Raw genomic sequence first — 21880 nt, forward strand, 5'->3', positions numbered from 1 at the left:
TTCTTTCGACCAGGACGGACCCATGGGCAAATCGCTGCGACTCTCGGAAAAATGGTTCAACCGCGGCCTCTGGCTGCTGGCGCTGGTGTTCGCCGGTTTTCTCATCGGCCTGGGCGGCACCCTGGTCGGCGATCTGCCCCAGGTGGAGCAGCAGCAGCGTCTGGAAGACTTCATGGACCCCGCCGCCACCGCCGCGGCCCGGGAAGACCAGCGCCAGGCCCAGTTGGCCAGCCGTCAGGCCAGCGACGCCCTGGAACAGGCGCAATTGCGGCAGACCGCGGCCGCGAGCAGCTACCAGGCCAATCGCGAGACCTTCGACAACTGGCTGGCGACCCGCCAGACCACCCAGCGCCCCGAGCAGGATGCCGAACTGATCGCCCGCAGCCGCGCCCTGGACGAACTCAAGGCCGGCGAGCGGGTGGCGGAGCAGGAGGTGGAACGCCAGCAGCAGGCGCTGCTGGATGCCGAGCAGCGCGCCGACAATGCGCAGCGCAGCCTGGCCACCCTCGGTGAGTCGGCGCAGTCGGCCTGGCTGGAAGCGCGCCAGCAGGCCGAGCTGCGGGTCTTTCTCTATCGCCTGGCGCTGACCCTGCCCCTGCTGGCGGTGGCGGCCTGGCTGTTCGTCCGGCAACGCAAGAGCACCTGGTGGCCCTTCGTCTGGGGCTTCATCTTCTTCGCGCTGTTCGCCTTCTTCGTCGAGCTGGTGCCCTATCTACCCAGCTATGGCGGCTATGTGCGCTATCTGGTGGGCATCCTCCTGACCGTCCTGGGCGGACGCTATGCCATCCGTGCCCTGCAGGACTATCGTGCCCGTCTGGCGCTCAAGGAAGCCCAGCCGGACACCGTGAGGCGCGAAGAGCTGCACTACGACACCGCCCTGGCGCGGCTGGCCAAGGGCGTCTGCCCGGGTTGCGAGCGGCCGGTGGACCTCAAGGACCCGGGGATCGACTTCTGCCCCCATTGCGGCATCGGCCTGCACGACCACTGCGGCGCCTGCCAGACCCGCAAGAGCGCCTTCGCGCATTTCTGCCACGCCTGTGGGACGGCAGCGCGTGGGCCCGAGCGTCTGGCGGGCGCGCCCTGATGGCGGGCCTCAGGGCTTGTTCGAACTGGCGTTGATGCCCTTCTCGGTGTGCTCGCCGGCGTGCTTGTGCAGCTGGTCGGTGGGGTCCTGCAGCTGGATGACCCTGCCCTGCTGCCAGGCATCGGCGCCGGGGACGACCGTGGGCGTGGGCAGGTCGGCGCGAGCGGCCTTGGTCTCGGTGGACGAGACGCCCAGGCGGCGGTCGCGCTCGGCGAGCAGCTTGGGATCGAGCTGGCCATCGGCGGTGAAGCCCATCATCAGCTGGGGCACGCCCAGCGGCAGCTGCAGGTCCTGATCGGTATGCCAGGTGTGCCAGGTCTTGCCGTAGGTATGCACCAGCTTGTCCATCAGCCGGTGCTCGGCTACCTGGGGCACGCCGGGCGCGACCAGCTGACCCGATTTCACCTCGTGCACATGGCTGTGCCAGAGCGCCTTCTCGGCCGCGGGCAGGGTCTTGAACAGCCGCTCGCTGATGATGTACTCGACGCCCATCAGCTTGGCATCGGCGACGTTGCCGTCGTAGATCACGCACTGGAACATCTCTTCGCCCAGGACGCTGCAATAGTGGTGAGCTTCCATCTGGCTAGCGGGGTGACCGTTGTAGAAATGGAAGCCGTCCAGGTAGGTGTTGAGGGCGGCGATGGGCGGCTTGCGCTGCAGCACGTCGGCGCCGGCGTCGAGCACTCGGGTATCGGTCTGGGCGGGGGCACCCGGCACCGGGACCGGCGACTGGGTGTCGTTGGCGGCCTGGGTCAGAGGGGCGCAGGCGAGCAGCAGCAAGGCGGGTAGTCGGCGGGTATTCATGGCGGATTCTCGACGGGAGCTTGCCGAGTTCGAAGGTCGGGCAGACGCCAAGGTTCCACCGCTGCGCTAGGCTCGTCATATGAATGTCATGCAACGGCCATAAATTCGTCATCGTCTGCGCCTGGCCTTTCGGTATAAGCGAAACGCCACCGCCACACCTTTGCACCTCTGGCCTCTTCTCTCTGTCGGGACGACTCAATGAACGCACACAGCTCTCCCTCTGGTCATGCCCTGCGCCGCGTGGTCTTCAACAAGAAGGGCGGTGTCGGCAAGTCCAGCATCGCCTGCAACCTAGCGGCCATCAGCGCCCACGAGGGCTATCGCACCCTGCTGGTGGATCTCGATCCCCAGGCCAACTCCAGCCAGTACCTCACCGGCCAGGTGGGCGACGACCTGCCCCACGGCATCGCCGACTTCTTCAAGCAGACCCTGAGCGGCGGCAAGAAGGCCCAGGCCAACATCCATGCCACCGCCTGGCCGAATCTGGATCTGATCGCCGCCTCGGGCGAGCTGAGCGAGCTGCAGTTCAAGCTCGAAGCCAAGTACAAGATCCAGAAGCTCGCCAAGTACCTCGACAAGCTTGGCGAAGACTATGACCGCATCTACCTGGATACCCCGCCGGCGCTGAACTTCTACAGCATCTCGGCGCTGATCGCCGCCGACCGCTGCCTGATCCCCTTCGACTGCGATGTCTTCGCCCAGCAGGCGCTGTACGACCTGATCGAAGAGCTGGAGGAGATCCGCGAGGACTACAACGAGAAGCTCACGGTCGAGGGCATCATCATCAACCAGTACCACGCCCAGGCCAGCACCCCGCGCCAGCTGATCGAGGAACTCCAGGCGCGTGATCTGCCGGTGCTGGCGGCGCCGCTGATGTCGTCGGTGAAGATGCGCGAATCCCACCAGCAGCATCGTCCGCTGATCCACCTGGACCCAGGCCACAAGCTGACCCGGCAGTACCTGGAGCTGTTCGCCCTGCTGGAAGGCTGAGGGCGCCACAGCGCAAGAACGTTCAAGACGGCGGCGACGCGGTGCGGCACCCTGGGCATCCCCTGCCTTCCGGAGCCCTGCCGATGACCGCTTCCCGCCGCCGCGCCTTCCTCCAGGGCGCCTGGCAGATCATGCCGCTGTCGCTGGCCTGCGCGCCCTGGGGCATCCTGGTCGGCGCCCTGGCCATCGAGACCGGACTCAGCGTGCTGGAAGGCCAGGCCTTTTCCCTGCTGGTGTTCGCCGGGGCGGCGCAACTGGTGGCCCTGGGCATGCTCAAGGCCGGCGCGGGCCTCGCCGCCATCCTGCTGACCACCCTGCTGCTGACCTCCCAGCACCTGCTCTATGGCCTGCACATGAGACGTGTCCTGGCGCCCCAGCCGCTGCCCTGGCGGCTGGGCTTCGGCTTTCTGCTCACCGACGAATTCTTCGCCCTGAACCATACCGAACAACCGGCCGGCTTCGACCGCTGGCGCGCCCTGGGCATGGGCCTGAGTTTCTATCTGCTGTGGAATCTCTTCACCCTGGCCGGGCTGCTGCTGGGGCGGGTGCTGCCCAATCTGGGCGCCCTGGGCCTGGACTTTTCCATCGCCGCCACCTTCATCGCCCTGGTGGTGCCCCTGGTACGCGACCTGGCCACCGTGGCCTGCGTGCTCATTGCGCTGCTGGTGTCGGTGTGGCTGCATCACCTGCAATGGCAGGGCGCCCTGGTGCTGGGCGGCCTGGCGGGGATGAGCGCGGGCTTCGGGGTGCGCCGCCTGCGGGAGCGCCTGCAATGATCCTTGCCACCGTGCTCGGCATGGCCGTCCTGGTCTTCTGCAATCGCTATCTCTTTCTCGAACCGCGCCTGCCGCTGCGCCTGGGACGCAATCTGCGCACCTTCCTGGAATTCGCCGTGCCCGGGATGCTCACCGCCATCTGCGGCCCCATCCTGTTCTCCGGCGAAAGGACGCTGGCCGCGACCCTGGTCGACCCTTACCTGCTGGCGGCCCTGACCGCGGTGGGGCTGATGCTCTGGACGCGGCGGGTGCTGACCACGGTGATCCTCAGCATGGGCGTGTTCTACCTGCTACGCTGGCTCCTCTAGCGCCAGGATGGAACCGATCGGTGCCACGAGAGAGCCATGAACGGACAACAGGAAAACGCCCGCCTCTGGTCGGCCCGCGGGCTGGGCGGCGTCGAGCTGCTGCACGCCCGCTATCGCCGCCAGCGCTTCGCCCCCCATGTGCACGAAGGCTATGTGCTCACCGTGATCGAGCGCGGCGCCCAGCGCTTTAGCCACCGCGGCGCCGAGCACCTGGCCGCGGCCGGCAGCATGGTGCTGATCAACCCGGACGAATTGCACACCGGTGCGACAGCGGTCGAGGAAGGCTGGCAGTACCGCGGCTTCTATCCGACGCTGGCGCAGCTGATGCCGGTCTTCGCCGAACTGGGATGCCCGCTGGACGCCACCCCGGCCTTCGCCACCAGCGTGCTGCACGATCCCCAGGTGAGTGCGGCCTTCAGCCAGCTGCATCGGTTGGCCGACCATGGCGCCGAGGCGCTGGAGCAGCAAACCGCCTGGCGTGAGGCGCTGCTGTTGCTGTTCGGCCGCCACGCCTGCCTGGGCACTATCCCGCAGCCGGGTCGAGAACCCCTGGCGGTTCAGCGCGCCCGCGAATTGCTCGGCCAGCGGTTGCAGCAACCGCCCAGCCTCGAAGAGCTGGCCCAGGCCGTGGGGCTGTCGCCCTTTCATTTCCTGCGGGTGTTCCGCCGGGCGACGGGCCTGCCGCCCCACGCCTGGCTCAAGCAGCAGCGCCTGACCCGCGCCCAGGGCCTGCTGCGGGCCGGCTGGGCGCCCCTGGACGTGGCCCTGCAACTGGGCTTCGCCGACCAGAGTCATCTCACTCGCCAGTTCAAGCAGGCCTACGGGGTGGCACCGGGCGCCTATCGCCGCGCCTGGCACGGCTAGCCGGACACCGACGAACGGTCCTGGCCGCTGAAGCGCCGTGCCAGAGCCCTGCAAGCGGTAACGAGGCCTGGCTGACCGGAGCGCCGGAGAAACTTTTCGCGGTCGTCTCGGGCCTAGTCAGGAAGAGCGCCGGAGCTGCCGGCCGCTCTTCCCTGCCCCTTTGGAGTTACCGGTATGACACTGGAAGAACGCATCCGCCAGCGCGCCTATGAAATCTGGGAACGCGAAGGTCGTCCCCATGGCCAGGATTTCGAGCACTGGTTTCAGGCCAACCGCGAACTGGAAGACCAGCCCGACGACAACCTGACCCAGGTCGGCGGCATCCAGAGCAGCGTCGCCCCGCCGGCACCCAAGCCGCGCAGCCGGTCGCGCAAGAAGGCGACCGCGGGCGACGCCTGAAGCCAGGCGCCCTTACTTGCGGATCATGTCGGCCGCCCGCTGGGTGGCCTCCGAGGTGCGCGTGGCCAGCTTGCGTACCTCGTCCGCCACCACGGCGAAGCCACGGCCGGCTTCACCGGCGCGGGCAGCCTCGATGGCGGCATTGAGCGCCAGCAGGTTGGTCTGGGCAGCGATGCCCTGGATGGAGCCGACGATCTCGGTCACCTTCTGCAGGTTCTCTTCCATGGTGCGGTGCTGGTCTTCCTGGTTGCCGCGCAAGGATTCCTGCTCGTGCAGGGCATGGACATCGGCCAGCGCGCCCACCACCCGCAACGGCGTGCCATCGGCGGTGCGCCGGGTCTGACCACGGGCGCGGAACCAGCGCACCTCGTTGTTCTTCAGCACTAGGCGATAGGTGATGTCGAAGCCGGTGCGGCCGCTGCGGTCATTGATGTGCGCACCGAAGGCCTCCAGTACCCGCTCGCGATCGTCCGGGTAGAGGCGCGAGGCCCAGCTGTCCAGCACATCGGGAAACTCCTGGACGGTCTCGTAACCGAGCAGGTGGCGAAATTGCGGCGACCACCAGAAGGGATTCCTGGGATTGAGCGGATCGCCGGCGATCACCTCCATGTCCCAGAGGCCGTCGTTGAGCATCTCCCGCGCCAACTCGAAACGGGTCAGGGTGACGTCCAGTTCCTGATCGCGCAGGCGCTGGTCATGGATGTCGCGCAGGGAGCCAGCCACCCGCAGCGGTACGCCGCGCTCGTCGCGCAGGGTGGCACCAGTGGCGCGCATCCAGCGGTATTCGCCGGACTTCAGGGCGATGCGATACTGGACATCGAAGGGGGTCTGACCGCTGCGATCCTTCATGTGGGCGGCGAAGGCGTCCAGCACCCAGGCGCTGTCTTCCGGATGCAGGCGCTTGGCCCAGCTGCCGAGTTCGCTGGGAAAATCGCGTTCATCGCGAAAGCCGAGCATGGCGCGGAACTGATCCGACCACCAGAAGGCGTTGCGCGGATTGACCGGATCGCCGGCCACCACCTCCATGTCCCAGAGGCCTTCGCTGGAACCCTGGCTGACCAGCTCGAAGCGGGTCCCCAGGCGCTTGGCCAGCGTCTCGCTTTCGGCCATGCGCGCCGTCAGGGCGGCATTGTCCTGACTCAGCGTCTGCACCTGCTGCTGCAATTCCCGCTGCTGTACCAGCAGCGCCTGCAGCCCCTTGGTCAGGCGTGCCAGGGCAGGATCGCCCTGGAAGCTGCCGCTCTCGGCCAGGGGGGTGACGGTCTCCGTTGCTGCGGCCAGGACATCCAGCGCGCGCATGATCGAGTAGTGCTTGAGCAAGGCCATGATCGAATCCTCAGAGGGAGCAGCCGCGGCAAGGGCTGCGCGCGATCCGAGCCCCTGTATCGGCCTCACCGCTTCGCTCTTTAGCCCGTTCCAGAGCCTTTTTCCCTGTCGCCGCTCTGCCGGTCGGTTAGCGCCAGTCGTCCAGCAGCCAGACCTCGGGATGATCGTAATGGGCTTCGCCCCGGTGCAGGGTGATGCCCAGGATCTCGCTGCGAAACCCTTCCGCCAGCAGCCAGCGGTAGGCCCCCAGGCGGGCGGTGTTGACGCCGGCCAGCAGGCGCTGCTGGCCATGGTCCCGGGCCAGGCCATCGCAGGCGGCGATCAGCCGGGCGAAGCGCGCCTCGGCCCCCGTACCGGGCAGGACCGCCGCGCACTTCACATAGCAGACCCCGGTGCCCGCCTCGCTGTGGGGCCCGAAATGGCAGACGGCGAAGCCCTCCGCCCGGCCCTGCGCGTCCTGCAGCAGCAGACTCTCGCCGAGCTGCTGTTCACGTACCGCGGCCATCTCGGCGGAGACGTCCAGCCCTGGCGCATTGGCCCGGCCCAGTTCGGCGCAGGCCGCCAGCAGCCGGCCGGGCTCGGCCGACAGGGAAAAGCGCAGCGCCGGCGGCGCCGCCTGTGTTTGCAGCGGACGCGCCATCACCGCGGTCAGGGTACGCGGCCAGAAGCCGAAGCCCTGGTAGAGCCCCAAGTGACGCGGACTGTCGGGAAAGGTGAAAAGTCCGGCATGCACCAGCTGCCAGGCGTCGAGCTGCTCGACCGCGGCGCCCATCAGCGCCTTGGCCACCTTGGCGTCCCAGTACTCCGGGTGCACCGCCAGCGGGCCGAGGATGCCGTGGCGCCCCCAGCGGGTGACGCAGACGGCGCCGACCAGGCGCTCGCCGTCGAGGGCCTTGAACCAGGCGGTGTGGGGCGCGGCGAAGCGGCTTCGCACATAGTCGCGGTCGTTCCAGAATTCGCCCGGTTCGGCAGCGCCCATCCAGGTGGCGAACGCCAGGCGCACCACCTCGGTGGTGGCCGGCAGGTCGGCGGCGGTGAGGGGTTCGACACTGAAGGTGGGGCTGGACATGGGGCGGCTCCTGGGCTGTAGGCCTTGGACCCGCCCGGCCGGGGCTTTGCGCCCGGCCGGCAATCGCCGGTTACAGCAGCATCACCGCCGCCCAGCCGAACAGCAGCATCGGCAGGCTGAAGTGCAGGAAGGACGGCACCACGGTGTCCCAGATATGGCTGTGCTGGCCGTCCACATTGAGACCCGAGGTGGGGCCCAGGGTGGAATCCGAGGCTGGCGAACCCGAGTCGCCCAGGGCGCCGGCGGTGCCGATCAGGCAGACGATGGCCAGCGGCGAAAAGCCCAGGTGCAGGCACAGCGGCCCCAGGATGGCGGCGAGGATGGGCACGCTGGAAAAGGACGAGCCGATGCCCAGGGTCACCAGCATGCCCAGCAGCAGGAGCAGCAGCGCGCCCAGGGCGCGGTTGTCACCGATCAGGCCGGCGGCGGTGGCGGCCAGGTCCTTGATCTGGCCGGTGGCGGTCAGCACCTCGGCGAAGCCGCCGGCGGTGAGCATGATGAAGCCGATCACCGCCATCATCTTCGCGCCCTCGCTGAACAGGTCGTCCGCCTCGCGCCAGCGCACCACGCCGGTGGCGGTGAAGACCACGAAGCCGACCAGGGCACCGAGGATCATGGAGTCCAGCCAGAGCTGCACGCCAAAGGCGGCGATCACGGCGACCAGCGCCACCAGCAGGGTGCGGCCGTTGTAGGGGCGGTCGGCCCGCTCGGTGCGCGCCACCAGGTTGAGGTCGTACTGTCGCGGCCGGCGATAGCTGACGAAGACCGCCAGCAGCAGGCCGACCACCATGCCCAGGGCCGGCAGCAGCATGGCGCGACTGGGGTCCACGCCGCTGACGTCGACGCCGGCGCGGGCCACGCTGGCCAGCAGGATGTCGTGCAGATAGAGGCTGCCGAAGCCCACCGGCAGGAACATGTAGGGGGCGATCAGGCCGAAGGTCATGACGCAGGACAGCCGCCGGCGATCCAGCTCCAGGCGCGTCAGCACATAGAGCAGCGGCGGCACCAGCAGCGGGATGAAGGCGATGTGGATGGGCAGGATGTTCTGCGAGGCGATGGATACCGCCAGCAGCAGACCGAGCAGCGCCCAGCGCAGCGAACGTCCGCCCTGGCTGGCCTGCCGCTCCATCAGCGCCAGGGCGCGATCGGCCAGCATGTGCGCTAGCCCCGACTGGCTGATGGCCACGGCGAAGGCGCCCAGCAGCGCATAGGAGAGCGCCACCTTGGCGCCATTGCCCAGGCCGGCGTTGAAGGCCAGCAGGGTGCCTTCCAGACCCAGGCCGCCGACCAGGCCACCGGCCACCGCTCCGGCGATCATCGCCACCACCACATGCACCCGGGCCAGACTCAGCATCAGCATGAGTCCTACCGCCACCACCACCGCATTCATCGCCGACTCCGCACCACCAAAAGGGCGCGCACTCTGCCGCAGCCCGGCGCGGGCGTCAAAGGCGCGGGATGGATGGCGCGGCGTCCCGCGTGTCCACAGCAGCCGGGCCGGGCTGCGCATGGAACCCTCCCGGTGGGGACTGTCGGTCGCGGCCGAGGAACAGCCGGCAGGCGTTCCGCCGCCGAGCGATCCCGCGCGCAGGAAAGCTTCCTACCCACGCCAGCGCTCTGGAATGAACCTTTCAGCGCCTGGGGGCGTCTGACGCGGACGCTTCCCCGGTCACGCCAAGGATGAACGGCCCATGCAAGACGCCATCGACATGTTGATCACCGCCTTCAGTCCGCACTCCTGCCTGGCCGTCCCGCGGCGCGCCGATCGCACCCTGCTGTTCACCGTCACCGACACGGCCCGCGCGGTCACGGTCACCAAGGCGATTCCCCTGTGCAGCCTGGAATGCACGGCCACCCTGGCCACGGTGATCAAGGATCTGCAGCGCGATCTCGACCGGGCGCTCGGCACCCTGAGCCCGGCAAGCCTCGCCGACCTGCGCCAGCGTGGTCCGCGGGTGCAGCGGTTCGAGAGCTGAGAGGAGTTGGCCGGGGGATTGAGCGTTGGCTGAGTCGCCCTCACCCCAGCCCACTCCCTGAGGGAGAGGGGGGGCTACGGCGTGAGAGGAAGCTCTGCTGCAGAGTGGATGACGGCGCAGCCTCATCCACCCCTGGCCATGCCGCTCAGCGCCGGCTGGTGCGGGTGCTGACGTCGACCCAGACCGCCAGGACCAGGATGCTGCCCTTGACGATCATCTGCCAGTAGCTGTCCACGTCGAGCATGGACATACCATTGTCCAGACTGGCGATCACCAGGGCGCCGAGCAGGGCGCCGTAGACGGTGCCCGAGCCGCCGCGCATGGAGGTGCCGCCGATGAAGCAGGCGGCGATGGCGTCCAGTTCGCCCATGGTGCCGGCCGAGGGCGAGCCGGCGGCCAGGCGGGCGGTGTTGACCAGACCGGCCAGGGCGCACATCACGCCCATCAGGCCGAAGATGCCGAGCTTGATCGCCTGGACGTTGATGCCCGACAGCCGCGTGGCTTCCAGGTTGCTGCCCACCGCATAGATGCGCCGGCCGAATACCGTCTGGCTGGTGATGTAGCTGAACACCCCGAGCAGTACCAGCAGGATCAGCACCGGCACCGGGATGCCGTCGTAGCGGTTGAGGGTCTGGATGAAGGCCACCAGCACCACGCCGATCACCACCACCCGCAGCACGTCGCGCCACAGCGGCGCCAGAGCGAGGCCGAGGGTCTTGCGCTTGCTGCGCTGGCGCCAGGTCAGCACCACGGCCACCGCGAACAGCAGCACGCCCAGGACGCTGCCCACCACCGGCGGCAGATAGCCCTGGCCGAGGTAGACCAGTTCCGGCGACACCGGGGCGACGGTGACGCCGCCGGTGAGACCGAGCAGCACCCCGCGAAAGGCCAGCATGCCGCCGAGGCCGACGATGAACGACGGTATCCCCCGATAGGCGCTCAGGTAGCCGTTGATCAGGCCGATCAGCAGACCGCCGGCGGCCACCGCCAGCAGGGTGATCGGCAGGGGCACGTGGTAGGTGACGTCGAGTATCGCCGCCACCCCGCCGAGCAGGCCGAGTTGCGAGCCCACCGACAGGTCGATCTCGCCGGCGATGATTACCAGCACCATGCCGCAGGCGAGGATGCCGGTGATGGACATCTGCCGCAGCAGGTTGGAGAGGTTGCGCGGGGTGACGAAGCCGCCTTCGGTCTGCCAGCTGAAGAACAGCCAGATCAGGGCCACGGCGATCAGCAGGGCGAGCATCTTGTAACGGGTGAACAGCTGTTTCACGGCGTGCATCAGAAGTGCTCCCGGGCTTGGGCGACCGCCCGTTCGGTGGTGCCCAGGGCCGCGGCCAGTACCCGCTCCTGGGTCAGATTCTCATTGGGGAAATCGCCGCGCAGCCGGCCTTCGCCGAGCACCAGTACCCGGTCGGAGACGCCGAGCACCTCGGCCAGCTCCGAGGAGACCATGACGATGGCCACGCCCTCCGCCGCGAGCAGGCCGATCAGCCGGTAGATCTCGAACTTGGCGCCGACGTCGACGCCGCGGGTGGGCTCGTCGAGGATCAGCACCTTGGGCCGCGCCAGCAGCATCTTGGCGAGCACCGCCTTCTGCTGGTTGCCGCCGGAGAGGCCGGTGATGGGCAGGAAGGGGCTGCTGGTCTTTAGCTGTAGCCGGGCGATCTCGGTGTCGATGCAGGACAGTTCCGCCTCGCTGTCGATGCGACTCAGGTGGGCGAATCTGTCCAGCACCGTGAGGGTGATGTTCGAGCCCACGCCCAGGTCGGGAATGATGCCCTGGCGCTTGCGATCCTCCGGTACCAGGCAGAGGCCGGCGCGGATGGATTTCAGCGGGGTGCGGGTGTCGATGCGCTGGCCATTGAGCCAGACCTCGCCTTCGTAACGGCCGTCGTAGGCACCGAAGATGGCCGAGACCAGTTCGGTGCGCCCGGCGCCCACCAGCCCGGCGATGCCGAGGATCTCGCCGGCGCGCACGGCGAAGGAGACGTCGTCGACGCGCTTGCGCTGGGGATTGTCGACGTCCAGGCAGGTGAAGTGACGCGCCTCGAAGATCACCTCGCCGATCTGGTGGGGGATCTGTGGATAGAGGTTGGTCATGGCGCGGCCGACCATCTGGGTGATGATGCGGTCGATGTCCATCTCGGCCATGGGCGTGGTGGCGATGTGCTTGCCGTCGCGGATCACCGTGATGGTGTCGCAGATGGCCGCCACCTCGTCGAGCTTGTGCGAGATGTAGACGCAGGCCACGCCCTGGGCCTTGAGGTCGCGGATGATGTCCAGCAGCACGGCGATCTCGGAGGTGGTGAGCGCCGAGGTCGGCTCGTCGAGGATCAACAGCCGGGCGTTCTTGTTCAGCGCCTTGGCGATCTCCACCAGTTGCTGCAGACCGCCGCCGTACTGGGACACCGGCAGGGCCACGTTCATGTCCGGCACCTTGAGCCGGCGCATCAGCTCGGCCGAGCGCTGCAGCATGGTCGGGTAGTCCAGCCGCCCGCCGAAGCGACGCGGCTCGTGGCCCATGAAGATGTTCTCGGCCACGGACAGATCGGGTACCAGGGTCAGTTCCTGGTGGATGATGACGATGCCGGCCGCCTCGGATTCGGCGATGGACTGGGCTTCCAGCGGACGCCCGTCCCAGCGGATCTCGCCTTCCCAGGTGCCGTGGGGATAGACCGCCGACAGGACCTTCATCAGGGTGGACTTACCGGCGCCGTTCTCGCCGCACAGCCCTACGCATTCGCCCGGACGCACCTTGAGATCGATGCCGTCCAGCGCCCGCACCCCGCCAAAACTCTTGGCGATGCCGTGCATTTCCAGCAGATAGTCGGCCATGGCCGCTCCTTGCCCAGGGGCCGCCCGACGCCAGGCGTCAGACGGCCAGCCGGTGGCCAGTGGTTATTTGCCGTCGATCTGGGCCTGGGTGTAGAAGCCGTCCTTGACCAGCAGGTCGACGTTGGCCTTGGTCAGCTCAGTGGGGGTGAGCAGCAGGGTGTCGACCTTCTTGGTGCCGTTGTCGTAGCTGGAGTTGAAGGCCGGCTTCTCGTTGCGCACCAGTTGCACCGACAGCTTGGCCGCCTCGGAGGCGATCAGCTTGAGCGGCTTGTAGACGGTCATGGTCTGGGTCCCGGCGATCACCCGCTTGATGGCGGCGAGGTCGGCGTCCTGACCGGACACGGCGACCTTGCCGGCCAGCTTCTGCGCGGCCAGGGCCTGGATGGCGCCGCCGGCGGTGGCGTCGTTGGAGGCGACGATGCCGTCGATCTTGTTGTCGTTGGCGGTCAGGGCGTTCTCGACGATGGCCAGGGCCTCGGTCGGGTTCCACTCCTTGACCCACTGCTGGCCGACGATCTTGACGTCGCCCTTGTCGATGGCCGGCTGCAGGACCTTCATCTGGCCCTGGCGGAGGATCTTGGCGTTGTTGTCGGTGGGCGCGCCGCCGAGCAGGAAGAAGTTGCCCTTGGGCTGGGCCTTGAGCACGCCACCGGCCTGCATCTCGCCGACCTTCTCGTTATCGAAGGAGATATAGGCGTCGATGTCGGCGTTGAGGATCAGACGATCATAGGAGATCACCTTGACCCCGGCCTTCTTGGCCTCGGCCACCACGTTGTTCAGCACCGTGGCGTTGAACGGCACGATGACGATGGCATCCACGCCGCGGGAGATCAGGTTCTCGATCTGCGACAGCTGGCGCTGCTCGTTGGCGTCGGCGGATTGCACATAGACCTTGGCGCCGAGTTGCTCGGCGGCGGCGACGAAATAGTCGCGGTCACGGGCCCAGCGCTCCAGGCGCAGGTCGTCGATGGAGAAACCGATCTTGGGATGCTGGGCGTCGGCCTGGGCGAAACCGGTGGTGCACAGGGCGAGCAGACCGGCGAGCAGGGTCGTCTTGAAATTCATGGTGGCGTCCTTGGTTATTGTTGTTGTGGAGCGAGAGAACGGATTTGAGTGTAACGATTCAGCGCACTTGCACAAGCGGGTCAGACAGGCTTTTCTGCCGACCCGCTCGCGATCGCTAGCGGTACAGGTAACGGTTGACCACGCCTTCGAGCAGCTCCTGGCGACCGCTCACCGGCTGGGGCGCCAGACCCTGGCTGAAGGTGTGCTCGGCCAGTTGCTCCAGGCTCAGCTGGCCACCGAGGATGCGCTGACCGAGGGTCTGGTCCCAGCCGGCATAACGCTCGGCCTTGAACTTGCCCAGGGGATCGTCCTGCAGGAGCGCCGCGGCGCGCTCCAGCGACAGCGCCAGGGTGTCCATGGCCGCCACGTGGCCGTGGAACAGGTCGACGTCGTCCAGGCTCTGGCGCCGCACCTTGGCGTCGAAGTTGAAGCCGCCGCGGGTGAAGCCGCCGCCCTTGAGGATCTCGTAGATCGCCAGGGTCATTTCCTCGACGCTGTTGGGGAACTGGTCGGTGTCCCAGCCGTTCTGCGGATCGCCGCGGTTGGCGTCGATGCTGCCGAACACGCCGAGGGCCACGGCGCTGGCGATCTCGTGCTGGAAGCTGTGCCCGGCGAGGGTCGCGTGGTTGGCCTCGATGTTGACCTTGATCTCCTTCTCCAGCCCGAACTGCTGCAGGAAGCCGAAGACGGTAGCCACGTCATAGTCGTACTGGTGCTTGGTGGGCTCCTGGGGCTTGGGCTCGATCAGCAGATCGCCCTGGAAGCCGATGCGGTGCTTGTGCTCCACCACCATGCGCATGAAGCGGCCGAGTTGCTCGCGCTCGCGCTTAAGGTCGGTGTTGAGCAGGGTCTCGTAGCCTTCGCGGCCACCCCACAGCACATAGTTCTCGCCGCCCAGGCGGTGGGTGGCGTTCATCGCCGTGCAGACCTGGGTGGCGGCGCAGGCGAAGACTTCCGGATCGGGGTTGCTGGCGGCGCCGGCGGCATAGCGCGGGTGGCTGAAGCAGTTGGCGGTGCCCCACAGCAGCTTGAGGCCGGACTCGCTCTGGTGGCGCTCCAGATCGTCCACCAGGCGCGCGAAGTTCTCGTGGTACTCGGTGAAATTGGCGCCTTCGGGGGCGACGTCGGTGTCGTGGAAGCAGTAGTAGTCCACGCCCAGCTTGCTGAAGAATTCGAAGGCGGCGGTGGCCTTGGCGCGGGCCTGCTCCAGGGGCGAACCCGCTGCCTGCCAGGGCCGCTGGAAGGTGCCCTGACCAAAGACATCGCTACCCGGCCAGACAAAGGTGTGCCAGTAGCAGACCGCCATGCGCAGGTGCTCGCGCATGGGCTTGCCCATGACCAGGCGGTCGGCTTCGTAGTGGCGGAAGGCAAGCGGGGAATCGCTGTCGGGTCCGGCGTAGCGGACTTTCTCGACATTGGGGAAATAAGCCATGGCGTTGTCCTTGTTCTTATCTGTCGCACCCGATACGGCGTACCGGTTTGCGTCGATGGTAGCGCCGCCACCCGGGCTGCCTATTGTGAAAATCACCAGAGCCAAGTGCGATTTTGCCGCTTGAGAGGTGGGCTCGCCGGTCGTAGTCTGGAGCCCCGCCCGCGCCTCCTGCCGGAACCCCGCCATGCCCAGCCAGCCGCCCGTCCACCGCGTCGCCCTGCTGTTCAACGGCAGCAAGATCTACGACAGAGGCATCCTCACCGGCATCGGCAACTACCTGAGCGGCACCCGGGCGCGCTGGGAACTGTTCCTCGAAGAGGACTTCCTCTGCCGGCTCAAGGGCATCGAACGCTGGCAGGGCGACGGCATCATCGCCGACTTCGACGACCCGGCGGTGAGCGCCGCCCTGGCCCACAGCGCGCTGCCGGTGGTGGCCGTCGGCGGCTCCTACGCGGCCCCGACCGACTACCCGCCCGGCATTCCCTACGTGGCCACCGACAACGCCGCCCTGGTGCGCCTGGCCTATGACCACCTGATCGAATCCGGGCTGACCCGCTTCGCCTGCTTCAGCCTGCCCGCCGCCGACACCAATCGCTGGGCCGGCGAGCGCGAGGCGGCCTTTGCCGCCCTGCTCCGCCGCGACGGCCTGCCGGTGGAGATCTATCGCGGCCTGGAGACCAGCGCGCCGCTGTGGGATACGGCGGTGGAACAGCTGATCGCCTGGTTGGAAGCCCTGCCCAAGCCAGTGGGCATTCTCGCCGTCACCGACGCCCGGGCGCGGCAACTCCTGCAGGCCTGTTTCACGGCCGGCATCCCGGTGCCGGAACAGGTGGCGCTGGTAGGCATCGACAACGATCCGCTGGCGCGCACCCTGACCCGCGTCCCCCTGACCTCGGTGATCCAGGGGACCGAGGCCATCGGCCGGGAGGCGGCGCGACTGCTGCACCAGCGCCTGCACGGCGTCGAACTGGGGGCGCCACGGGTGCTGATCCCGCCGGAGGGCATCAACGTCCAGGCCTCCAGTCGCCACCAGCCGGTGCGGCATCCCCAGGTGATGCGCGCCCTGCACTTCATCCGCCAGTACGCCTGCCAGGGCATCAAGACCGACCAGGTGGCCAGCTATGTCGGCATCTCTCGCTCGGCCCTGGAGGCGTCCTTTCGCCGCGAACTGGGGCGCAGCGTCCATGACGAGATTCTCGGCTTCAAGCTGGCCGCCGCAGCCGTGGCGCTGCAGGAAGAAGGCCCGAGCCTGGCGGAAGTCGCCCGGCGCTGTGGCTTCACCTCGGCGCAGTACCTGCACGCGGTATTCCGCCGCGAGTTCGGCTGCACCCCGCGCCAGTACCAGCACCAACCCCGCGCCCTGGCGAGCGCCCATGAAAAAGCCCGTCCGGAGACGGGCTTTTTGACAGCTCCCGCGGCTTATTTGCCGACGGTCTGACCCAGGAACCAGGCGCGCTCTTCGGCTTGGTCGATCCACTCTTCCAGCAGGCTGGTGGTGGACACGTCATTGGCGTCGTCGGTCAGGGTATGGGTGGTGCGCATGTAGGCGGCCAGCGACTGGTTGTCGTCGTGCAGCTCGGTCAGCATCTGGTCCGCCGACAGGTCGGTGGCATCGCTGCTGGCCAAGCGCTTGAGTTGCACCATCTGCTCCAGGGAGCGCACGGTGGGCTGGCCGATCTTGCGGGCGCGCTCGGCGATCAGGTCGGTGATGCCGTACAGCTGGGTAGCCTGCTCTTCCAGCAGCAGATGGTAGTCGCGGAAATGCGAGCCCTTCATGTGCCAGTGGTAGTTCTTTGTCTTGATGTACAGCGCGAAGACATCGGACAGCAGCACGGCCAGGGCTTCACCTACAGCCTGCTGGTTCTGCAGGGTGGCGTCTTCGCCCTGATGGGCCTTCTGCTTGACGCTGGAAACGGTCTTGAGTTCTTGCTTGGCATTGGCAACGGCCATGAGAGATCTCCTGTCAGGACGTGAAAGAAAAAAGAGGTTCGCTGTAGTGGCGCGAACATTAACGTCTGTGGAAATCGACCCCGGCAAAGGAAAAATCGTTCATCGAATTCCTGTATCGCCATGATGGGCAAGACGAATGGTCGCCACTATTGCGACTTCGTTTCATTGTCCGCCCTAGAGGCCATGCCTGGTCTTGCCGCTACGCTTGTAACTAGGGTTGTAGGTAAAGCCGTTTGTCCGTTGTGCCATTAAACGACTACTTGGCGCGAACTGCATGTCTTTCCGCCCGGTCACCTTAAAGGTAAGGCACACAAACGGTCGCCGAGAGTTCTCTGCCGGCCACTACAAGGTTCTGCAACAGGTACCCAAGTATGACGAATCCCCTCGATACGCCGAACGGATCCCGTTCCCAGGCCACGGAAGGCTCTTCGGCCGAAGCCCATCTGCACGACCTGAAAGATGTCGCTCGGGACACGGTGCAGGACGCCAAGCAAGAAGGCGCCGCGCACTATGAACACTACCGCGATACCGCGGCCGACCAGCTCGGCGCCATTGCCCAGAGTGCTCAGGCGGCCGCTGACGAACTGGAAGACAAGGACACCCTGGGCCTGGCGCACTATGTCAGCGACATGGCGCAGAGCCTGACCGGTCTGGCCGAGGATCTGCGCGGCAAGAGCGCCGAGCAGCTGTTGCACCAGGCCGGCACCCTGGCCCGCGACAACCCGGCGCTGTTCCTTACCGGCAGCATCGCCATCGGCTTTGGCCTGTCGCGCTTTCTCAAGGCCTCCAGCCAGCCAGACACCGGTAGCAGCCCGCGTGTCAGCGGCTCGAACGAGATGCCCTCGCTAACCACTCCCTCGGTCGCTGCGGAAAACGAACTGGTGGAGCCGGCGGCCGGAGCCGACGTCATCCACACCAACAACATTCCCAAGGGTCCTGGCATCCACACGCCGACCACCACCGGCAGCGGTGACCCCATCGGCGGTGCGGCGATCAACCCGGCGCGTACCGACAGCAGCCTGAACACCGGCATCTCGTCCAGCCATCTGGACCGTCCCACCCTGAGCGGAGACAAGCAGCCATGATCAATGAGAATCCCACTCCGCGTTCCACCGAGGGCGATACTTCGGTCGTCGGCCTGGTCAAGCAGCTGGTCCACGAGGTACCGGCGCTGTTCACCAAGGAACTGGCGCTGGCCAAGGCCGAACTGGGCGAGTCGCTGCGCACCACCAAGGCCGGTGTGGCCGGGGTCGCGGCCGGCGCCATCGTGCTGCTGGCCGGCTTCATCGTGCTGCTCATGGGCATCGTCTATTTCCTCTCCCAGTACCTCACTCCTTGGGCCGCCGCGCTGCTGGTGGGCGCCGTGGTCATGGTGATCGGTTTCATCATGCTGCAGTCGGGCAAGAAGCAGTTCGAGCCGTCCCACTTCACGCCTGATCGCACCGTCAACAGCCTGCAGAAGGACAAGGACGCCGTACGGAGGGCCGCACAATGAGCATCACCGATCAGATCGATCAGGAATCAAGAAAGAATCCCGAGGAACTCGAACGCGAAATCGACCAGAAGCGCGGGCACATCGAGGACCTGGTGGGCGCGTTGGAAAGCCGTCTGTCCCCAGGCCAGCTGTTCGACCAGGCGCTGTCCTACACCAAGGGCCATGGCGGTGAATTCGCCCATAACCTGGACAACACACTCAAGGCCAATCCGGTGCCGGCCGTACTGACCTCTGTGGGTCTGCTGTGGCTGGCGCTGGGGCAGAATCGCACGCCGGCGCCGGCCACCACGGGCACCCCGCTCAAGGACAGGTTGTCCGGTGCGCTGGACTCGGTCGCCGACAGCGCAGGCCATACCCGTGATTCCCTGAACCGTGGCAGTCACGACGTGCGCGACAAGGTCACCGGACTGGGCGAGAGCGTATCGGTCAAGGCGTCCGAGACCGGGGAGCGGCTGAGCGATAGCGCGGCTCACGCCAAGGACGCCCTGGCCGACCAGGCGCAACAGCTCAAGGGTACCTTCGAGACCCTGCTACGCGAACAGCCACTAGTGGTCGGTGCGCTGGGCATCGCCCTTGGCGCCCTGCTGGGGACCTCGCTGCCGCGTACCGAGACCGAGGATCGCGCCCTGGGCAAGCATAGCGACAAGCTCACCACCAAGGCTAAGCAGGCAGCCAGCAGTGGCTACGAGCAGATCAAGGCGGCGGGACAGGACGTGGCGAAGGAAGCGCGCCAGGCCAGTCCTGACAGGCGCCAGCAAGGCGGTGCAGGGGTTTCGTCCAGCAACCTGGGTAACGATCCCGATGCGGGGGTCGAGTCGATGGCCGGCTCACCCGCCGCAGGCACTGGCAGTACCCTGGGGTCCACCCAGGCGACCGCGGGCATGAATGTCGGTCGTACCGCGGCCACAGGCATCACCCCTGGAGCGGTAGGTGACGAGAGTGGCATGGCCACCCCACCACGCAGCTTCTGACCGGCAAGACTGCCGGGGTCATCCGATGACCCCGGCCATAGACAGCAAAGGCGCCCGGGTCTGCACCCAGGCGCCTTTACTTTTTGTGCCCTGTCAGTAACCCGGATCGGGATTTTCCTTGGGCTGCTCGGGGCGCTTGTCGTTCTGCGGGCGCTGTTCTTCACCGCCCTGATTGAGTTCCTTGTGGGTCTCGCCGACCTTGCCGGCGTTTTCCGGCTTGTGGTCGAGATCGTCGCGCTTGGCCATGATGCTCACCTCTTGTGGCTGAGTACATTGGGCAACGGGGCGGGGCCAGGGTGCCCCGCTCCCGGCAGATCAGCGTAAAGGGGGCGCCATGAACTCCGGACCTACCGGGTCCTTGACGTGCTCGGCGAGGATGGCGTCGATGGCGGTCAGGTCCTCGGCGGATAGCTGCCAACCGAAGGCTTCGTCAAGGCCCTGCAGTTGCTCTGGCTTGCGCGCGCCCCAGAGGGCGATGGTCGGCCCCTGGTCGAGGATCCAGCGCACCGCCAGGGCCAGCATAGACTTGCCATGGCGCTCGCGAGCAAAGGCGGTCAGGGCCTCCACCGCGGCCAGATACTGGGCGAAGCGCGGGGCCTGGAACTTGGGATCGCCCTGGCGCAGGTCGTCGCCATCGAATTGCGTCTGCGCATTCATGCGCCCGGACAGCAGGCCGCGGCACAGCGCGCCATAGGCCAGCACCACCAGGCCATGGCGCTGGGCGTAGGGCAGCACGTCGGCCTCGATGGCGCGTTCGAAGAGGTTGTAGGGCGGCTGCACCGTGGAGGGGTTGGCGAACTGGCGGAAGGCCTCCAGTTGCTCGGGCGAATAATTGCTCACGCCGATGGCGAGGATCTTGCCCGCCTGCCGCAGGCGCTCCAGTTCGCGCGCGGTTTCCTCGTGGGGTACCTGGGGATCGGGCCAGTGCACCTGATAGAGGTCGATGCGATCGGTACGCAGACGCCGCAGGGAGTCTTCCACCTCCTGGCGAATGCGGGCCGCGCTGGCATTGCGGCGCACCTCTTCGTTGGGCCACTCCAGGGCCACCTTGGTGGCGATCACCGCCTGGTCACGGATGCCCTCCAGGGCCTTGCCGACGATTTCCTCGGAACGGCCAAAGCCGTACACCGGCGCGGTGTCGATCAGGTTGATGCCGCCCTGCACGGCGCCACGGATGGTCTCGATGGAGCGGGCTTCGTCGGTACCGCCCCACATCCAGCCACCGATGGCCCAGGTGCCGAGGGCAATGCGGGAAACGGGGGTATCGATACCCGGGATGCGTAGGGTTTCAGTCATGGAAAGCTCCAGGCGGGAACGCCAAGTCGGAAGGATCAGCCTTGTGAGGCTAATTCAAAAGGCGTTGAATAGGGCTCAACGAACGCTTGACCCTTAGAGCCTGTTCAAAGGCTCGCGAGCTAGAGACAAACAAGGCGAAAATGCCTGAGGAAGCGGAGTTTACGAATGGTAAATGAGCATTCCGAAGGCATTTTCAACGTTGTTTGGCCGACGCGCAGCAGACTTTGAACAGGCTCTTATCGCGCGAGGATTGTGCATGCCTACCCTGAATCGCGGCGAACTGGCCGATCTCAATGTCTTCGTCGCCCTGGTCCGGCGGCGCAGCTTCCGCCAGGCCGCCATCGAACTGGGCGTCACCACCTCGGCGCTGAGCCATGCCCTGCGCCAGCTGGAGACCCGGCTGGGGGTCAAGCTGCTCAATCGCACCAGCCGCTCGGTGGTGCCGACCCTGGCCGGCGCGGCGCTGGCGGAAAAGCTCGAACAGGGTTTCGCCCTCATCGGCGAGGCCCTGGGCGAGCTGGACCAGCACCGCGACGCCCCGGTCGGGCGCCTGCGCCTGAGCGTGCCGCGCGATGCGGCGCGGCTGCTGGTGACCCCGACCCTGCCCCGGCTGCTGGCGGCCTATCCGCAGTTGCAATTGGACATCAGTGTCGAGGATCGCCCGGTGGACATCGTCGCCGACGGCCTCGACGCCGGCATCCGCTATGGCGACACCGTGCCCCAGGACATGGTGGCCCTGCCGCTCACCGACGAGTTGCGCTGGATCGTGGTGGGCGCCCCCGCCTACCTCGACCGTCACGGCCGACCGCAGCAGCCGGAGGAGCTTGCCGAGCATCGCTGCGTGCGCCTGCGGCTGGGCAACGGCGCCCTCTATCGCTGGGAGCTGGGCAGCGGCGCCACTACGCGGACGATCGACGTGCCCGGCCCGCTCACGGTCAACGAGACCGAGACCTCGATCCAGGTCGCCCTCGACGGCCTGGCCCTGGCCTATTGCCTGGAGTGGCGGGTGGCCGACGAATTGCGCGACGGTCGCCTGGAGCAGGTGCTGCTCGACTGGGCCTCGCCCGGCGCGCCGCTGTGCATCTACTACCCGAGTCGGCGCCAGCCGCCACCCGGCCTGCGCCAGTTGATCGAGGCCCTGCGCCAGACCTGGACCGGGCGCCACTCTGAGGGCGCGAACCAACCGCCACGCCCGGGGGTCCCCTGACCACGCCATGATCGCCTGACCGAGGAGGCC

General features: G+C 67.2%; 23 protein-coding genes. 12 read left to right on the forward strand and 11 right to left on the reverse strand.

Annotation, left to right across the window (positions count from 1 at the left end):
* Nucleotides 1–22 precede the first annotated feature (22 nt).
* Nucleotides 23–1084, forward strand: a complete 1062-nt coding sequence (locus AABM56_RS21465; protein ID WP_347883685.1) for a serine endopeptidase — start codon at nucleotides 23–25, stop codon at nucleotides 1082–1084.
* 9 nt (nucleotides 1085–1093) lie between these two features.
* Here the strand turns inward: AABM56_RS21465 and AABM56_RS21470 are convergent, their stop codons facing one another.
* The gene (locus AABM56_RS21470) at nucleotides 1094–1888 is read right to left on the reverse strand and encodes an OBAP family protein (protein WP_133862007.1); all 795 of its coding nucleotides are present in this window, start codon (nucleotides 1886–1888) and stop codon (nucleotides 1094–1096) included.
* A gap of 231 nt (nucleotides 1889–2119) precedes the next feature.
* Between AABM56_RS21470 and AABM56_RS21475 the strand changes: the two genes are divergently transcribed.
* The 5 genes from AABM56_RS21475 (at nucleotide 2120) to AABM56_RS21495 (ending at nucleotide 5225) form a co-directional block, all read left to right on the forward strand.
* Complete coding sequence (locus AABM56_RS21475; protein ID WP_133862059.1) at nucleotides 2120–2878, forward strand: ParA family protein; 759 nt, start codon at nucleotides 2120–2122, stop codon at nucleotides 2876–2878.
* Nucleotides 2879–2961: 83 nt separating this feature from the next.
* Nucleotides 2962–3654 carry an AzlC family ABC transporter permease gene (locus tag AABM56_RS21480; RefSeq protein WP_133862008.1) on the forward strand — a complete coding sequence of 231 codons (693 nt, stop codon included), beginning with the start codon at nucleotides 2962–2964 and terminating at the stop codon, nucleotides 3652–3654.
* On the forward strand, nucleotides 3651–3962 hold the full coding sequence (locus AABM56_RS21485) for an AzlD domain-containing protein (RefSeq protein WP_133862009.1): 312 nt from the start codon (nucleotides 3651–3653) through the stop codon (nucleotides 3960–3962). Before AABM56_RS21480 ends, AABM56_RS21485 begins: the two co-directional genes overlap by 4 nt.
* Before the next feature lie 36 nt (nucleotides 3963–3998).
* On the forward strand, nucleotides 3999–4826 hold the full coding sequence (locus AABM56_RS21490) for an AraC family transcriptional regulator (protein ID WP_133862010.1): 828 nt from the start codon (nucleotides 3999–4001) through the stop codon (nucleotides 4824–4826).
* A gap of 174 nt (nucleotides 4827–5000) precedes the next feature.
* Nucleotides 5001–5225, forward strand: coding sequence for a DUF2934 domain-containing protein (locus AABM56_RS21495; RefSeq protein WP_007159825.1), 225 nt, complete (start codon nucleotides 5001–5003; stop codon nucleotides 5223–5225).
* 12 nt (nucleotides 5226–5237) lie between these two features.
* On the opposite strand, the gene AABM56_RS21500 is transcribed toward AABM56_RS21495, so the two are convergent.
* The 3 genes from AABM56_RS21500 to AABM56_RS21510 all read right to left on the reverse strand — a co-directional run bounded on the left by AABM56_RS21500 (nucleotide 5238) and on the right by AABM56_RS21510 (nucleotide 9010).
* Complete coding sequence (locus tag AABM56_RS21500; RefSeq protein WP_133862011.1) at nucleotides 5238–6551, reverse strand: PAS domain-containing methyl-accepting chemotaxis protein; 1314 nt, start codon at nucleotides 6549–6551, stop codon at nucleotides 5238–5240.
* 127 nt (nucleotides 6552–6678) lie between these two features.
* The gene (locus AABM56_RS21505) at nucleotides 6679–7620 is read right to left on the reverse strand and encodes a GNAT family N-acetyltransferase (protein WP_133862012.1); all 942 of its coding nucleotides are present in this window, start codon (nucleotides 7618–7620) and stop codon (nucleotides 6679–6681) included.
* Nucleotides 7621–7690: 70 nt separating this feature from the next.
* A complete protein-coding gene (locus tag AABM56_RS21510) occupies nucleotides 7691–9010 on the reverse strand; it encodes a Na+/H+ antiporter family protein (protein WP_133862060.1) in 1320 nt (439 codons plus the stop codon).
* 301 nt (nucleotides 9011–9311) lie between these two features.
* Here AABM56_RS21510 and AABM56_RS21515 point away from each other — a divergent pair, with 301 nt between their 5' ends.
* Complete coding sequence (locus AABM56_RS21515; protein ID WP_133862013.1) at nucleotides 9312–9596, forward strand: hypothetical protein; 285 nt, start codon at nucleotides 9312–9314, stop codon at nucleotides 9594–9596.
* 145 nt (nucleotides 9597–9741) lie between these two features.
* Here AABM56_RS21515 and AABM56_RS21520 read toward each other — a convergent pair whose 3' ends face one another.
* The 4 genes from AABM56_RS21520 to xylA form a co-directional block, all read right to left on the reverse strand.
* Nucleotides 9742–10878 (reverse strand): sugar ABC transporter permease, encoded by a 1137-nt coding sequence (locus tag AABM56_RS21520; RefSeq protein ID WP_059313241.1) that lies wholly within the window; start codon nucleotides 10876–10878, stop codon nucleotides 9742–9744.
* Complete coding sequence (gene xylG, locus AABM56_RS21525; RefSeq protein ID WP_133862014.1) at nucleotides 10878–12434, reverse strand: D-xylose ABC transporter ATP-binding protein; 1557 nt, start codon at nucleotides 12432–12434, stop codon at nucleotides 10878–10880. The genes AABM56_RS21520 and xylG overlap by 1 nt, the downstream gene beginning before the upstream one ends.
* Nucleotides 12435–12497: 63 nt before the next feature.
* The gene (gene xylF / locus AABM56_RS21530) at nucleotides 12498–13499 is read right to left on the reverse strand and encodes a D-xylose ABC transporter substrate-binding protein (protein ID WP_059229005.1); all 1002 of its coding nucleotides are present in this window, start codon (nucleotides 13497–13499) and stop codon (nucleotides 12498–12500) included.
* 115 nt (nucleotides 13500–13614) lie between these two features.
* Nucleotides 13615–14931, reverse strand: coding sequence for a xylose isomerase (gene xylA / locus AABM56_RS21535; RefSeq protein WP_347883686.1), 1317 nt, complete (start codon nucleotides 14929–14931; stop codon nucleotides 13615–13617).
* 184 nt (nucleotides 14932–15115) lie between these two features.
* Here xylA and AABM56_RS21540 point away from each other — a divergent pair, with 184 nt between their 5' ends.
* Nucleotides 15116–16369: a DNA-binding transcriptional regulator gene (locus AABM56_RS21540; protein WP_347883687.1), complete on the forward strand. Its 1254-nt coding sequence runs from the start codon at nucleotides 15116–15118 to the stop codon at nucleotides 16367–16369.
* Here the strand turns inward: AABM56_RS21540 and AABM56_RS21545 are convergent.
* Nucleotides 16351–16881: a Dps family protein gene (locus tag AABM56_RS21545; protein ID WP_017639603.1), complete on the reverse strand. Its 531-nt coding sequence runs from the start codon at nucleotides 16879–16881 to the stop codon at nucleotides 16351–16353. The two genes, AABM56_RS21540 and AABM56_RS21545, sit on opposite strands and share 19 nt — an antisense overlap.
* Nucleotides 16882–17252: 371 nt before the next feature.
* On the opposite strand from AABM56_RS21545, the gene AABM56_RS21550 reads away from it, so the two are divergent.
* From AABM56_RS21550 to AABM56_RS21560, 3 genes are read left to right on the forward strand one after another with little or no spacing between them, the layout of a single operon-like run.
* On the forward strand, nucleotides 17253–17966 hold the full coding sequence (locus AABM56_RS21550) for a hypothetical protein (RefSeq protein WP_263259327.1): 714 nt from the start codon (nucleotides 17253–17255) through the stop codon (nucleotides 17964–17966).
* Nucleotides 17963–18376 (forward strand): phage holin family protein, encoded by a 414-nt coding sequence (locus AABM56_RS21555; RefSeq protein WP_133862017.1) that lies wholly within the window; start codon nucleotides 17963–17965, stop codon nucleotides 18374–18376. The genes AABM56_RS21550 and AABM56_RS21555 overlap by 4 nt, the downstream gene beginning before the upstream one ends.
* A complete protein-coding gene (locus AABM56_RS21560) occupies nucleotides 18373–19347 on the forward strand; it encodes a DUF3618 domain-containing protein (protein ID WP_347883688.1) in 975 nt (324 codons plus the stop codon). Before AABM56_RS21555 ends, AABM56_RS21560 begins: the two co-directional genes overlap by 4 nt.
* Nucleotides 19348–19440: 93 nt before the next feature.
* Here AABM56_RS21560 and AABM56_RS21565 read toward each other — a convergent pair whose 3' ends face one another.
* A complete protein-coding gene (locus AABM56_RS21565) occupies nucleotides 19441–19593 on the reverse strand; it encodes a hypothetical protein (protein WP_017639863.1) in 153 nt (50 codons plus the stop codon).
* A 69-nt stretch (nucleotides 19594–19662) separates the two neighbouring features.
* Nucleotides 19663–20643 (reverse strand): aldo/keto reductase, encoded by a 981-nt coding sequence (locus tag AABM56_RS21570; protein WP_133862019.1) that lies wholly within the window; start codon nucleotides 20641–20643, stop codon nucleotides 19663–19665.
* A 256-nt stretch (nucleotides 20644–20899) separates the two neighbouring features.
* Between AABM56_RS21570 and AABM56_RS21575 the strand changes: the two genes are divergently transcribed.
* Nucleotides 20900–21850, forward strand: coding sequence for a LysR family transcriptional regulator (locus AABM56_RS21575; RefSeq protein WP_133862020.1), 951 nt, complete (start codon nucleotides 20900–20902; stop codon nucleotides 21848–21850).
* The last annotated feature ends 30 nt before the right edge of the window (nucleotides 21851–21880 follow it).

The sequence above is a fragment of the Pseudomonas aestiva genome (assembly GCF_039908605.1).
Taxonomy (GTDB): Bacteria; Pseudomonadota; Gammaproteobacteria; order Pseudomonadales; family Pseudomonadaceae; genus Chryseomonas; species Chryseomonas aestiva.